Origin of the sequence: Proteus sp. G3927 (genome assembly GCF_963894685.1) — a bacterium.
Lineage (GTDB): Bacteria > Pseudomonadota > Gammaproteobacteria > Enterobacterales > Enterobacteriaceae > Proteus > Proteus mirabilis.
On record NZ_CAWQGX010000019.1, the window covers coordinates 15,724 to 30,140 of the forward strand.

The following is a 14,417-nucleotide window of genomic DNA, read 5'->3' on the forward strand; positions in this document are numbered from 1 at the left end:
TCCCTCTGTGTAACACAAAGGGAGAGCGCAATATTAACCGCGTCCTTTGGGGCGATTAAGAATATGATCTTCCCAGTCTTCAACTTCCACTTCAGGAACAGCAATATATCTTACTGAGATATTACCTTGATGCATTTTTGCTTTATTACCTGCAATAAGGGGATGCCAATCCGCTAAAGGCTTCCCTTCTGCTAATAAGCGATAAGCACAAGTCATCGGTAACCATTCAAACGTCGGCAAATTATATCGCGTGAGTTTGATACAATCAGGCTCATAACGAAAACGATCTTCATAGTTACTGCATTGGCAGGTTTTAATATTTAACTGATTACAAGCGACGTTAGTAAAATATATCTCATCAGTATCATCATCCATTAACTTGTGTAAACAGCACTGCCCACACCCGTCACATAACGATTCCCACTCATCATCACTCATTTCATCCAAAGTTTTTGTCTGCCAAAAAGCCTGTGTCATCTCTACGTTATTACCTTATTGCTCATCATATTATTAAATAACCCGTGTGGTCAGCTGATGTTCATTGACACTTAATACCAACATATCACCCGATGCTAAGGGACCGACACCTTCTGGTGTTCCCGTTAAAATGACATCACCTGGGCGAAGGGTAAAAAAGCGCGACATATAACTGATAAGGGGTAAAACAGGCGTTAGCATATCACGACTGTTCCCTTGCTGACGAATTTCACCATTAACTTTCAACATTAAGTCAACATTTTGGGGATCACCAAAAGAGTTCACCGGAATAAATCCCGACAAAGGCGCTGAACCATCAAACGCTTTACTTTTCTCCCAAGGTTGTCCCGCTTTTTTTAATTGACTTTGTAAATCACGTAAAGTGAGATCTAAACCAACACCAAAACCAGCAATAGCGCGATCAACCCTATCTTCATTGGCTTGTTTCAGTGGCTGACCAATTAATACCGCTAACTCTATTTCATGATGCACTGCCCCCATCTCTTTGGGGATCGCAATAGGTTGGCGAATATCACACATTGCCGTTTCTGGTTTAATAAAGATAACAGGCTCTTCAGAGCGCACCGAGCCCATCTCTTTTATGTGGTTTGCATAATTACTGCCCACACAAATCACTTTATTGACAGGAAAATCAAGCAACGAACCTTCCCAATCTCTATGTTGATACATAATATTTTCCTTATTAGGTAAATCGCTGTGTTTTATGTCACTGCTAACGTGATTTAGTGTTGAGTTGGCAGTGTATTTATTTTATTGGCCACGCCATCAGCCATCGTCACAATGCTCAAAGCAAAAAAGTAAGAGCTATTCCAATGCATGATAGTACGGAAATTTTGGGTGACTAAATAACTTCTATGCAAATCATCATCAGGAATTATCAGCCATACCTTCATATCATCACTTAATTGGCTATTAGCGGGTAATTGCACCCCTAGCGCCTTCCATTGTGCGACCGTTTTTTGTTGCTCTGTTTTTATACCTTCCAACTGTTGATTAAAATTAGCAGGTAAACTGACTTGTTCCCCCCAAGGGAGATCGCGTTGCCATCCCTCGGTTGCTAAATAATTAGCGGCTGAAGCAAACGCATCTTCACGGCTATTCCATATATCAATATTGCCATCACCATTGCCATCAGCAGCGTAAGTCAAAAATGAAGATGGCATAAACTGTGTCTGCCCCATTGCGCCTGCCCAAGAGCCTTTTAAACGCTGGCCTACAGGTAAATGTCCATTTTCGATTATCTCAAGTGCGGCCATTAATTGGCGACTAAACAAAGCCTCACGGCGACCTTCAAAAGCTAATGTGGCCAGTGCTGAGATAACATCTTCTTTCCCTTGTACTCGACCAAAACCACTTTCTAATCCCCATAAGGCAACAATATAATTTGCAGGCACACCATATTGATTGCTGATCTGCGCTAGGGTTTGTTGGTTAGCTTGATAAAGTTTCGCCCCTTCTGCGATACGTCCTTTCGTCACCACTCGAGGTAAATACACATCTAAAGTAATTTTCTTTTCTGGCTGATTACGGTCTGACTTCACCACTCTGTCAATAAAGTGAATTTCCGAAAAGGCAAAATTGATAGTTTCAGGTTTATAACCCAATTCAGCCGCTTTTTGTTTTAAAGCATCTACATAAGCAGGAAATTGTGCAGGTGTCCGTGACTGTTTTGGAAAAGCCTGTTCAAGTGAGGCAACATCAATCTGTTTCCAGCGAGCCGGTGCTGATGTCGTAATATCGGCAATTTCACTTGTTACAGGTTTTTTTTCTGCACTCTTCTGATGGCTATCTGCACAAGCAGATAGCAAAACAGTAGAAACAATCACCGCGATGAACGAATATTTGAACATTTATGCTCCTTTTATCTCGATGATTTATTCAGTTTTTTCTGAATTTTTTAATTCATCTAAATAAGCATTTAACATACTTTCGACGGGAGGTGGCACTTGTAGATAAAAACCTTGGTCAGTCAACGCTTGTTTGACTTTTTCTATGTCTGCATTCGCTAAACGCTGTCTTTGCGCGAGATCTAGCAACATTGCAAACTGTGGTTCACCAAAACTTTGTAATAATTCCTCAGGAATTCGAGAGAAATCATCTTTTTTTTCGATGTATAAATAAGTTTGATCACGCTTGGTACTACGGTAAATTGCACAAATCATTTTCATTAAACTCTAATTATTAAAATAAGCGACTTGCCTGAATATTTTAGTAAATATAACATGCTTATATAATTTCGTAATATCGTCTCTGGTTTTTTGTGCCAGATTATAGAAAATTTACTGAGTCAGATAGATGTCAAACACGCCCATTGAGTTAAAAGGCAGTAATTTTACCCTCTCGGTACTTCATTTAAATGATGGATCACCGAAGGTTATTCGTCAGGCTATTTCAGATAAAATTGCCCAAGCGCCTCAATTTCTGAAAAATGCGCCTGTTGTTATCAATGTCTCTGCTATCGCAGATCAAACGATTGATTTTAAAAAACTGAGGCGAATAGTAGAAGATGCTGGCTTACGTGTTGTGGGAATTAGTGGTAGTCATGACGCTCAACAAAAAGAAGCGATAATTGCCGCACAGTTACCTATTCTAAATGAAGGTAAAATAACTAAGCCAACAGCTCAGGCAAATAACGATAAAACGAATGAAGTACCGATAAATGTACGACAAAAAACCAAAATCATTCATACACCAGTGCGTTCCGGGCAACGTATTTACGCACCAAATAGCGATTTAGTCGTGTTAAGCAATGTCAGTGCTGGCGCTGAATTAATCGCAGACGGTAATGTGCATATTTATGGTGTATTGCGTGGACGGGTTCTTGCCGGTGCATCAGGCGACCAAGAGAGCCATATTTTTTGTACACATTTATCTGCAGAACTAGTTTCCATTGCTGGTCAATATTGGCTAAGCGACCAAATTCCTACAGATTTTGTTGGCAAATCAGTCCAACTTAGTTTGCAAGAGAATGAATTAACAATCGAGAACTTAATTTAGAGCATCGACAAGGAATCACTCCATGGCACGCATTATTGTTGTTACGTCAGGTAAAGGTGGGGTTGGTAAAACAACTTCCAGCGCGGCCATTTCTACCGGCCTCGCTCAAAAAGGGCATAAAACGGTTGTTATCGACTTTGATATCGGATTACGTAATCTTGACCTAATTATGGGTTGTGAGCGTAGAGTCGTTTATGACTTTGTTAATGTTATTCAAGGTGATGCTACTTTAAATCAAGCCCTGATTAAAGATAAACGTACAGAAAACCTTTATATCCTCCCTGCTTCACAAACAAGAGATAAAGACGCTTTAACCCGTGATGGTGTAGAGCAAGTGTTAGATGAACTGGATGAAATGGGTTTTGATTTTATTATTTGTGATTCACCTGCAGGGATTGAAAGTGGCGCACTTATGGCACTCTATTTTGCAGATGAAGCCATTATCACCACCAACCCAGAAGTCTCCTCTGTACGTGACTCAGACCGTATTTTAGGTATTTTAGCCTCTAAATCACGTCGCGCTGAACGAGGCGAAGATCCTATTAAAGAACATCTTCTATTAACACGCTATAATCCAGGCCGAGTAAGCCGTGGTGATATGTTAAGTATGGAAGATGTGCTAGAAATTTTATGTATTCCACTGCTGGGTGTTATTCCAGAAGATCAATCCGTTTTACGTTCATCAAACCAAGGTGAGCCTGTTATTCTTGATAGTGAATCTGATGCAGGTAAAGCTTATTTAGATACAGTAAATCGTTTATTAGGTGAAGAACATCCATTCCGTTTTATTGAAGAAGAGAAAAAAGGCTTCCTAAAACGCCTTTTTGGGGGGTAAAAGATGGCTTTATTAGATTTTTTTCTGTCGCGTAAAAAGTCGACAGCAAATATTGCCAAGGAGCGCCTACAAATTATCGTAGCAGAGCGTCGACGTGGCGATACTGAGCCAGCTTATTTACCTGATATGAAAAGAGATTTATTAGGTGTTATCTGTAAGTATGTGCAGATAGATCCCGATATGCTATCTGTTCAGTTTGAGCAGAAAGGCGATGATATCTCCGTACTAGAATTAAATGTGACATTACCTGAAAATGAAGAATCACCTAAGTGATCATATTTAATTCGCTGATATAAGCTAATGATCCACAGAGCCAGCTATAAACTATCACATATTTGCTTGGCTCTGTGTTTTTAATTATATATAAACTGGCTGAATACAAATGTGCAAATAGCGCTATATATTGTTGCTATTTTAAACATTCATTAATAATAAGTTGGAGTTGCTATTTATTGGATGATAGAAGGATGATAGAAACTCATATTGGGTTTGATAAAATTTCAGGCTAAATAATTACTCTTTAGCCTGAATTAATATAACGTGATATTAAGGATATTGCGCCAAAATTGCAGTAATTTTTTCTGCTAATAATGCTTTACGCCAGCGTGAAAGCAATTCAGGCTCCCCTGATTTAATTTTCCAGTGAATATTAAGCAATTGGTTTATTTGCCTTCTTGAGGCTAATAACTCGGGGTTATAGCGCTGCCCTTCACTTACCTCTTGGATCACCGTTTTTATTGCTTTAAAGGCTTTTTTATAGTTAGGTTGTTCAATTAAATTGCCAATAGGCTCAGGACAATCTTCATCTTTGATCTGTTTGGCTTTAGCAACAAAATCCAACAAGCGGCGGCCATGACAACGAATTTCTTGCCCCGATAGAGAAAGCGCATCTAATTCAGCAAGAGAGGTCGGTAAATAGCGTGCTACTGACCATAAATGCTCTTCCCTTACAACAAAGTTTAATGCCATATCACGGGCTCTAGCTTGATTTAAACGCCATTCTGCCAACATTTTTAAGCATGCTAATTGTTGACCTCGTAATTGCCATGCATTACCAATATCGCGATAGGCAAGCTCTGGTGATACGGTCTCTTGGCGACGCTCGGCTATCATTTCACACTCATCAACAATCGCGTCCATATAACCGGCTTCTTGTGCCTGTGCAATTAATTTCTTAGCTAGAGGTAACAAATAAAACACATCACCACTCGCATATTGGCACTGTTTTTCGGTTAATGGGCGCGCCAGCCAATCTGTTCGTGATTCACTTTTATCGAGAGCAATATGTTCATATTTCTCAACTAAGGTGGCAAAACCACAAGAAATGGGATAGCCCAGAAAAGCGGCCACGACTTGAGTGTCTATCATGGGTGTCGGAACACAACCAAATTGATGAGAAAACACTTCAAGATCTTCACTTCCAGCATGCAAATATTTAAGTACTGTGGGATTAGTTAATAATTCAACAAAAGGAGTCCACTCAGTAATGGTCAGGGGATCAATAAGAGAGATCTGTTTCCCATCGTACATTTGGATAAGCCCCAAATGTGGGTAATAGGTGCGTATACGGACAAACTCTGTATCTAATGCAATTTGTGATACCTCAGACGCTGCTTTGCAGACATCTTCTAGTGCTGTGTTTGTCGTGATAAATTGATAATTCAAAACAGGTTTCTCTTGTGTTTTTATGTCTAATGACTTTTTCGTAAAGACAAAAACGCCGGTATAAACCGGCGAATTTATCAAAGGTTATACTTTGTTGTATCAAGATCCAGTTGATGTTTTCAACTGTTTTTCTTCATTTCTTAATTCTCTGCGTAAAATTTTACCAACATTTGACTTAGGCAGCTCTTCTCGAAACTCAATAATCTTAGGTACTTTATAACCCGTTAAGTAACGGCGACAATGAGTTTTAAGTTCATCTTCTGTCAATGAGGGATCTTTTTTGACAACAAAGATTTTCACAGTCTCGCCCGAGCTTTTACTCGGTACACCAATAGCTGCTGATTCTAAAACTTTCGGGTGCGCAGTAACCACTTCTTCAACTTCATTAGGATAGACATTAAATCCTGAAACCAAGATCATATCTTTTTTACGGTCAATGATGCGGATAAAGCCTTCATCATCCATTGTGGCAATATCACCTGTGGCAACCCATCCATCATGTAGTACTTCTGCTGTCGCATCAGGACGATTCCAGTAGCCTTTCATGACCTGAGGGCCACGAACCCACATTTCACCGCCTTCGGTGCGAGACACTTCATTACCTTCATCATCCATAAATTTTACTTCCGTTGAAGGTACAGGAAGCCCAATACTACCACTGTATTTTTTTAGGTTATAAGGGTTACCTGTTACTAAAGGCGAACACTCAGTTAAACCATAACCTTCTAATAGATGCTTACCGGTTAATTCTTCCCACTCTTTCGCAACACTACTTTGTACGGGCATTCCGCCACCAACAGAAAGGTTGAGCTTAGAAAAATCAAGTTGACGAAACTCAGGATTATGTAACCAAGCATTAAATAGTGTATTTACCCCGGTAATCGCCGTGACAGGATAACGCGATAACTCTTTAATAGTGCCTTTAACATCTCGTGGGTTCGTTATCAGTAGGTTTTTCCCGCCAACTTCAATAAATAACAAGCAGTTCACTGTTAATGCAAAGACGTGATACAAGGGTAAAGCGGTTACCACCAGCTCTTTCCCTACATTAAGTGCAGGAACATAAGCGGCTTTAGCTTGTTCTAGATTAGCCAACATATTACGATGAGTTAACATCGCGCCTTTCGCAATTCCTGTGGTACCACCAGTATATTGTAAGAAGGCTAAATCATCTCCAGTAATTTCTGGCTTAATATATTGCATTCGGTAGCCTAAATGCATCGCTCGACGAAATGATATCGCGTCAGGCAAATTATATTTTGGGACTAATCGCTTGATATATTTAACCACAAAATCAACCAGTGTCGCTTTAGGACGAGATAGCTGATCTCCCATACGTGTTAAAATAACGTGTTTAATGCTGGTATTAAAGACGATTTTTTCCAGCGTATGGGCAAAGTTAGAAACAATGACAATAGCTGTGGCGCCACTATCATTAAGCTGATGTTCAAGCTCTCTTGGTGTGTAGAGTGGGTTTACATTGACCACTACCATACCGGCACGAAGAATGCCGAAAAGCGCTATAGGATATTGCAGTAAGTTAGGCATCATTAAGGCGACACGATCACCTTTTTTCAATCCTAAGCCATTTTGCAAATAAGCGGCAAAAGCACGGCTACGCTCTTCTAGTTTGCGGTAAGTCATGACCTCGCCCATATTGATAAAGGCGGGTTGATCTGCGTAATTTGCGACAGCGTTTTCAAGCATCTCCGCAAGAGATGCAAAACGGTCCGGGTCAATTTCAGCCGGAACATCTGCCGGATAACGTTTAAGCCAGACTTTTTCCAAAGTAGTACTCCTGATTAATCGCACTTCTTGGTTAATATTATGTTTCTTTTTAACAAAGTATTAACTCATCCTACCAGCACAAACAATTTTCTGTTGTGAAGATGCGAAGTGTATCACTAAATTTTTTCTTTTTATGTTTAACAAAAAAGAAGGCGGTCAAAACCGCCCTCTCTTTTGTTGTCTTCATCTTTAATAATTATATTAGATAATTGCCATCTAATATATTACAGGCATTGATTATACACCGTTTCAAACTCATAAAGGTAAAATATTATATCGTCATTAACAATTATTCTAGTTTATTACTCCAAAACGGGGACAACTTGGCCAGTGCCATATGGATATGCCCCATAGCCGCCATAGCCATAATTATACCAGTAAGGGGCATTACCATAGTATCCCCATGTCATAACAGGCGCAGGCATAATAACTTGTTGCGTTAATGTCCAGCGTTTCATTCCTGTAACATCGATACGTAAAAATGGATAAACGGCTTCACCCACTTTGCCTGTTTTTACACCTTTGATCGTACCCACTACCGTGACATACTGATTTTTATAATCTGTTGGATCTAAAAAATGGGTAACATTCGCATAAAGACGACCAACAGAAGGTTGCTGTAACTCAGGAGCCGCATCATAGTGAGAAAGTGGCATCACAGCAATTTCTAACTGGGTTGATGAAGGTAGATTCTTAACCTCAATCACTCGCCCACCAAAACGACCTTCTTGACCGACATAAAGCTCCGGTGCCGCTAGAACTACATTTAAGTCAGTAACAGGAGTTGCTGTTGTCCCTTTAATAGATTCAGGTATAGAGACGCAGCCCGTTAGTAATAGAGCGCCAGATAAAAATAGCGCTTTACTTACCAAACGGTAGTTTAATTGTCTGTTCATAAACCACCTCTTTGTACGTCATTAAGTACGTTACACGCTAAGATAAGTATAGCGTCACTCTGTCACTTCTAACAGAAAATCGCTAACAATCTATTCCCGTCCTGGTAATTTTTTCCAAGTGACTTCATTACGTAAATAAACAGGCTCGGCCTCTTCTACTTTAGTTGCTTTCCCTTCATGCCATGCGGTAACGGCAAGTGGCAACATATCTTGTGCCGCAGGCAAAGTAATTTGCGTTTCAACCACGGTAAAAGGCAATGATAAAGCTAAATCAGGATAAGCTTGCCACCCCGTACCCGCAATTGCCCAGCGACCTGTGATAGCTTGTAGCGTTTCGGCAAATTGTTCTGGTTTCATTACCGCTTCTGTTTCTTCACCAGACCAAATGCCAGCGTCATTACGCTGATATTGGGCACAGTAGATTTCCCCCATACGGGCATCAATGGCGACTAAAACTTGCTTAATGCCTGTTGTTCTAAAAACGCCTTCTGCCATAGTGGCAAGAGAAGAAATACCAATCAGTGGCAAATTAGCCCCTAGTGCGATACCTTGCGCAACACCGACACCAATGCGAACACCGGTAAAACTGCCCGGACCACGACCAAAAGCGAGGGCATCTAAGGATTGCAGTGATAAATTGGCTTCTTCTAAAGCACTTTTCACCATTGGTAAAATTTTTTGTGTATGTTCACGCGGTGAAATTTCAAAACGTGAAGCAACGACACCTTCATTCCAAACCGCAACAGTACAAGACTCAGTTGCGGTATCAATTGCTAAAATTCGCAGTGACACGCCATAACTCCGGCAGATTCAATAAGTAAAAAGAGAAAGAATAATATCATAATAGTATTCAACAGAATAAATACACATCATATGTAATCACTATTATGACTCCGACACTATTTCATTTCGTTGTGCCCGTTGGCTTAAAAAATAACTGGTTTTTTCTAATGAACGGGTTCGTGGTGATGGGGGCAAACTACTTAAAAACACTTCCCCATAAGGCCTTGAAACTAATCTATCATCACAAACAATAATGGCACCATAGTCATGTATATCGCGGATCAAACGCCCGACGCCTTGCTTTAGAGTGATCACCGCATCAGGGATTTGTACATCCCGAAATGCATCACCACCACGTAATTGACAATCTTCAATACGTGCTCTTAATAATGGATCGTCAGGTGCGGTAAAGGGTAATTTATCAATGATCACACAAGAAAGTGTATCTCCCCTGACATCCACCCCTTCCCAAAAACTTTGTGTCGCAACAAGTAACGCATTGCCTGAGGAAACAAATTTTTTCAATAATTGCGATTTCCCCATTTCGCCTTGCATTAACACGGGAAGTGGTAAGCTGGCTTTAAACTCTTCGGCTAATCCACGCATCATAGCGTGAGAGGTACAAAGAAAAAAACAACGCCCCTGATTTTTTAAGATCACAGGAGCCAGCATAGCGGCTAAACGCTTCGCGGTGTATGGTTGATTTAACGGAGGTAAATAACGTGGTACACAGAGCAACGTTTGATGTTGATAATCAAATGGGCTATTTAAAATTAATGTTGTGGCATTTTCCAGTCCTAATCTATCTGTGTAATAAGACATTTTTTCATCTACAGAGAGTGTTGCAGAAGTAAATATCCAACTACTTTTATGGGACTTTATCAGCTCACGAAATTTATCAGCAACCGAAAGTGGCGTGATCGCCAGTAAAAAATGGCGACCATAGCTTTCAAACCAATAACTGTATCCGGCAATCGTCGTATCAATTAGGCGTTTTAAGCGATTACGATAAAGTGTTGCCCGTTCAAACGCACTATCCAGTAATTGGCTACGCCCTAAAGAGAGCTTCATTACATCATAACTTAGCTCTAACGCATCATCTAATAAGGTTAAATAGCGTTTGGTTTCCTTATTTTGTAATAATTCCCTTAAGTTACCCCGAAAACCCGTATCACCTAAGCTAAGACGAAAATCTTGTACCATTTGAGTTAAACGGTCAGCACTTTTTTGCAGTTGCACTTGATCACGCACTTCAGTGCGATACGCCACAATCATATCTCGCGCTAGATCGAATAATTGACGACTAGTGAGCTGTTGACCGAAGTAGTGGCTCGCTATATCAGGAATTTGATGCGCCTCATCGAAGATCATTATCTCCGCATCGGGGATCAACTCACCAAAACCAGTATCTTTTACTACCGTATCTGCCATAAAAAGGTGATGATTAACAACCACCACATCAGCGGCTAACGCATTTTTACGGGCACTTAATACATAACACTCTTTGTATCGAGGACAATCACTGCCCAGACAATTATCATTAGTGCTAGTCACCAATGGCCATACTTTGCTATCTTCCGCCACACTATGACAGCGACTAATATCACCATCTTCTGTTTGCGTTGACCATTGGCGTACATGCATAATATCAGCAAGTACTTCTGCTTCTAAATCACCGCCACTGAGCATTTGCTGATCTAAACGTTCTAAACACAAATAATTAGAGCGACCTTTTAATAAAGCCGTTGTACCATCGTAGTCTAGCGCTTCTATTATGGTGGGGAGATCACGACTATACAGTTGATCTTGTAATGCCTTAGATCCGGTAGAGATGATAGTTTTTTTCCCAGAACGTAATGCAGGCACAAGATAGGCATAGGTTTTCCCTGTCCCAGTACCCGCTTCTGCAATAAGCACACCTTGTTTATCAATAACCTCTGTTACTGATATCGCCATTTGTCGTTGAGCTTCACGGGGATGAAATCCAGGAACGCGTCGGGTTAAAATCCCGTTTTCTGCAAAATCGTCTGACACAGGCATACTCTTTTTATAAAATAAGACGTAAATTATGCCAGTGGATAGCTAAAAGTACCACCCACGTTGTTAATACAAAGGAGAATTTATCGTGACTATAAAACGTATCGATCCAGAAGACCGTTGGTCTGAAGCGGTTATTTATAATGATACTGTCTATTACACTGCGGTTCCTGAAAACTTATCAGGGGATATAATCGAACAAACTGCAGATACATTAGCAGCTATTGATGTGTTATTACAAAGAGTGGGATCAGATAAAAGTAAGATCCTTGATGCAACACTATTTTTAGCAGATAAAGCCGATTTTGCAGGTATGAATCAAGCATGGGATGCATGGGTTGCTAAAGGGAGCGCGCCAGTACGTTGTACCGTTCAGGCTCAACTCATGCATCCTGAATATAAAGTAGAAATTAAAATCATCGCTGCTCTCTAATTTTTTATTAGCACCCGCACATGCGGGTACTATTTTCTCTTATATGTCGGATCAGCTAATTCAATATAATAATTTGATAAATGATCATGCCCATAACACATACCAATATGACTGTTTGCCATAAAAGTTAAAAAAAACTCTAATGGCCCATAAAACTTTTGGCTCGTAAAATGACGTAACGTAAAAATAGTTATTTTTCTTAACGTATCGGGTAAATGGATTATTTTAATTTTTTTATCTAATGCGCTTCCTGCGAGTTCACATATTTGATTCAAAGATAGAATATCCGGTCCACCTACAGTGAATTCATTTATATTGGTTGTCATTTTCTCGACAATAAATTGCGCTAAATCTTTTCCAGAGATAGGATTTATTTTTTGTTCGCCATCACCAAATAAATAAACTTTACCCGATGCCGCCATCTGTAAAAAATCCCCCATATCGCTAAAATAGCCATTAGGTCTTACAATACAGTATGCTAAATTGGCTTGTTTTAATTTATCAACAAAGCGCTCCTTTGCTTGAAAAATCTTTAGATTTCGGTGTTTTTCGCCATCAATAGCCGAGATATAAATAAATTTATTAACCTTCGATTTAATCGCTTCTTCTAATAAATTGGCATTTGCCTGATAATCCACATCCATATAGGTTAACCCTTCTTTTTGCCGAGTGATCCCTACCGTTGATATCACGCAATCAATATTTTGAGCAATCAAAGAAAGTTGCTCTGGTTTTGTGATCTCGCCGATGAATATGTCATCAACATCCGCAAACTTTGTCGCTTGTTGATGATTTCTAACTAAAACACGTACCCAATATCCTTGTTTTTTTAATTCTTGAACTAAAAAACCACCCAAATATCCTGTTGCTCCCGCGACTAATATCCGTTTCATTTCAACTCCTTTATTTTTTAATTATCATGAAAAGTAACATCAATGATAAATAAATAGCAACTGCGTTTAGCATAATAAATGCAATATACTCACCATTGTTAGTGATAGATTCTATAGCATCTTCAAATTTCACTCTTTTTAGTGTTGAAATAGTAAGGTTATTTTTACTATAAACTTTTGTTATTTTAAACACATCGTTTTTAATAGATATTTATAGAAACAAAAAAGCTAAGTTTACAAGAAACTTAGCTTTTTTATTTAATATGCTTTACTTTACTATGTAAAATAGAGTTAAGCGAATTTAATCATTATCATACCGACTAATAATAATATAATTCCACTCCATCCTTTATAATTTAGGCGTTGATTAAATAAGATCCACCCAGCGGCGATAGTGGCAATAATACCAAAAGCTCCCCATAGTGCGTAAGCAACAGAAAGCTCTATCCCCTTTACGGCCATTGCCAATGAACTAAATGCGCCTAACACACAAAGCAATGACAATATTCCCAACCCCCAACGACTAAAACCGTTAGACATTTTCAAGAATATATTGGCCACGATTTCAAGCACAACAGCAAGAAGAAGAAAAGCACCATGCCACCATTCAAATTGAGCTAACATATTAAGCCTCTTTAACATTAGAAGAAATTGGCTTATTAACTCCCTTTACCACAGTAGCAACCTGTTTGGCTTTTCCGGCAATATTTTTTACCGAATCGGTTGTTTTTTTAGCAACCGCCGATTTTTTAGTGCCTGACTTAATCAAAGTGATCCCCGCAATTAACATTGCTAAACCACCTAATTTTAATGCTGACAGTGATTCACCAAACCAAAGCACGCTAAATGTTGTAATAATGACAATTCCAATACCTTCCCACAGTGCATAAGCTACACCTAATGCCACTTTTTTTACGGCTATGGCTAAAAAGATATAGGAAGTGGCAATCATTAACCACATAACGATCATACCAGTGTAACCACCGCTGACACTGGCATACTTCATTGATAAAGTGCCGATCACTTCACAGATAATAGCTAAAACTAAAAATATCCAATAAATCATTTTTCATCTCTCATACACGTTTAAAGCACGCCTAAACGTTTCTTGCGCAGAAGATAGAGAATATGCAGATAGTCTTTCTGGCGGTATAAAACCGAACGTTAAGGCAACGTTATTTCCTGATATATCAGGAAGTAGGATGAGAAATTTCTATAATGCGCCACACCAGTAGTGTTCGCTGGATAAAATAGCAGAAAGGAATAACTTATAAGTAGAACGTTTAACTTTTACGCTTTTGGCGCTAGTCATGATTATTTATTCTTTCATCGCGCAGACCATCCGCACGATATACTCCGAACCCTCATATAATATGGATAAATGTTACATGATATTTCTATCATGCCGAATTATTTAAAGCAAGGATCTTCTGCAAAAATTTTTTAGGTAATTGATTGGTTTTATTTAGGTTTTAAGTTGAAGATTGCAATACACTGCATAGTTAATCAATTCTTAGCTGAACTTGTTATTAATTTATTCATTTATATCGCAGTAATTATGCTTAATAAAAAAACACCGCAAAACTCGACCT

Annotated in this window: 16 protein-coding genes; 4 read left to right on the plus strand and 12 right to left on the minus strand. The window is 39.2% G+C overall.

Annotation, left to right across the window (positions count from 1 at the left end; all coding sequences use genetic code 11):
• Positions 1 to 33: 33 nt before the first annotated feature.
• From AACV00_RS07015 to AACV00_RS07030, 4 genes are read right to left on the minus strand one after another with little or no spacing between them, the layout of a single operon-like run.
• Entirely contained in the window at positions 34 to 477 is a 444-nt protein-coding gene (locus AACV00_RS07015) for a YcgN family cysteine cluster protein (protein WP_004242788.1), read from the minus strand.
• 33 nt (positions 478 to 510) lie between these two features.
• Entirely contained in the window at positions 511 to 1,167 is a 657-nt protein-coding gene (locus tag AACV00_RS07020; RefSeq protein ID WP_004242786.1) for a fumarylacetoacetate hydrolase family protein, read from the minus strand.
• 53 nt (positions 1,168 to 1,220) lie between these two features.
• Positions 1,221 to 2,348, minus strand: a complete 1,128-nt coding sequence (locus tag AACV00_RS07025; protein WP_017827468.1) for a lytic murein transglycosylase — start codon at positions 2,346 to 2,348, stop codon at positions 1,221 to 1,223.
• 24 nt (positions 2,349 to 2,372) lie between these two features.
• Positions 2,373 to 2,660, minus strand: coding sequence for a YcgL domain-containing protein (locus AACV00_RS07030; RefSeq protein ID WP_004247993.1), 288 nt, complete (start codon positions 2,658 to 2,660; stop codon positions 2,373 to 2,375).
• A gap of 133 nt (positions 2,661 to 2,793) precedes the next feature.
• Here AACV00_RS07030 and minC point away from each other — a divergent pair, with 133 nt between their 5' ends.
• Genes minC through minE form a run of 3 tightly spaced genes read left to right on the plus strand, consistent with a single transcriptional unit; the run spans position 2,794 to position 4,603 of the window.
• The gene (gene minC, locus AACV00_RS07035) at positions 2,794 to 3,495 is read left to right on the plus strand and encodes a septum site-determining protein MinC (protein ID WP_049210477.1); all 702 of its coding nucleotides are present in this window, start codon (positions 2,794 to 2,796) and stop codon (positions 3,493 to 3,495) included.
• 22 nt (positions 3,496 to 3,517) lie between these two features.
• Positions 3,518 to 4,330, plus strand: a complete 813-nt coding sequence (gene minD / locus AACV00_RS07040) for a septum site-determining protein MinD (protein ID WP_004242782.1) — start codon at positions 3,518 to 3,520, stop codon at positions 4,328 to 4,330.
• 3 nt (positions 4,331 to 4,333) lie between these two features.
• The gene (gene minE / locus AACV00_RS07045; RefSeq protein WP_004242781.1) at positions 4,334 to 4,603 is read left to right on the plus strand and encodes a cell division topological specificity factor MinE; all 270 of its coding nucleotides are present in this window, start codon (positions 4,334 to 4,336) and stop codon (positions 4,601 to 4,603) included.
• A gap of 273 nt (positions 4,604 to 4,876) precedes the next feature.
• On the opposite strand, the gene rnd is transcribed toward minE, so the two are convergent.
• The 5 genes from rnd to AACV00_RS07070 form a co-directional block, all read right to left on the minus strand.
• Complete coding sequence (gene rnd / locus AACV00_RS07050) at positions 4,877 to 5,995, minus strand: ribonuclease D (RefSeq protein ID WP_161679993.1); 1,119 nt, start codon at positions 5,993 to 5,995, stop codon at positions 4,877 to 4,879.
• A 99-nt stretch (positions 5,996 to 6,094) separates the two neighbouring features.
• The gene (gene fadD / locus AACV00_RS07055) at positions 6,095 to 7,783 is read right to left on the minus strand and encodes a long-chain-fatty-acid--CoA ligase FadD (RefSeq protein WP_004242778.1); all 1,689 of its coding nucleotides are present in this window, start codon (positions 7,781 to 7,783) and stop codon (positions 6,095 to 6,097) included.
• A 302-nt stretch (positions 7,784 to 8,085) separates the two neighbouring features.
• Positions 8,086 to 8,679 carry a Slp family lipoprotein gene (locus tag AACV00_RS07060; RefSeq protein WP_004242776.1) on the minus strand — a complete coding sequence of 198 codons (594 nt, stop codon included), beginning with the start codon at positions 8,677 to 8,679 and terminating at the stop codon, positions 8,086 to 8,088.
• Positions 8,680 to 8,769: 90 nt separating this feature from the next.
• Entirely contained in the window at positions 8,770 to 9,471 is a 702-nt protein-coding gene (gene tsaB, locus AACV00_RS07065; protein ID WP_004251334.1) for a tRNA (adenosine(37)-N6)-threonylcarbamoyltransferase complex dimerization subunit type 1 TsaB, read from the minus strand.
• A 93-nt stretch (positions 9,472 to 9,564) separates the two neighbouring features.
• The gene (locus AACV00_RS07070; protein WP_161679991.1) at positions 9,565 to 11,502 is read right to left on the minus strand and encodes an ATP-dependent DNA helicase; all 1,938 of its coding nucleotides are present in this window, start codon (positions 11,500 to 11,502) and stop codon (positions 9,565 to 9,567) included.
• A gap of 85 nt (positions 11,503 to 11,587) precedes the next feature.
• Between AACV00_RS07070 and AACV00_RS07075 the strand changes: the two genes are divergently transcribed.
• Positions 11,588 to 11,932, plus strand: coding sequence for a RidA family protein (locus AACV00_RS07075; RefSeq protein ID WP_004242773.1), 345 nt, complete (start codon positions 11,588 to 11,590; stop codon positions 11,930 to 11,932).
• Between the two features lie 29 nt (positions 11,933 to 11,961).
• Here AACV00_RS07075 and AACV00_RS07080 read toward each other — a convergent pair whose 3' ends face one another.
• From AACV00_RS07080 to mdtJ, 3 genes are all read right to left on the minus strand, one after another.
• Positions 11,962 to 12,825 (minus strand): SDR family oxidoreductase, encoded by an 864-nt coding sequence (locus tag AACV00_RS07080; RefSeq protein ID WP_046334771.1) that lies wholly within the window; start codon positions 12,823 to 12,825, stop codon positions 11,962 to 11,964.
• Positions 12,826 to 13,116: 291 nt separating this feature from the next.
• On the minus strand, positions 13,117 to 13,449 hold the full coding sequence (mdtI, locus tag AACV00_RS07085) for a multidrug/spermidine efflux SMR transporter subunit MdtI (RefSeq protein WP_004247986.1): 333 nt from the start codon (positions 13,447 to 13,449) through the stop codon (positions 13,117 to 13,119).
• 1 nt (position 13,450) lies between these two features.
• The gene (mdtJ, locus tag AACV00_RS07090; protein ID WP_004242769.1) at positions 13,451 to 13,891 is read right to left on the minus strand and encodes a multidrug/spermidine efflux SMR transporter subunit MdtJ; all 441 of its coding nucleotides are present in this window, start codon (positions 13,889 to 13,891) and stop codon (positions 13,451 to 13,453) included.
• Between the last annotated feature and the right edge of the window lie 526 nt (positions 13,892 to 14,417).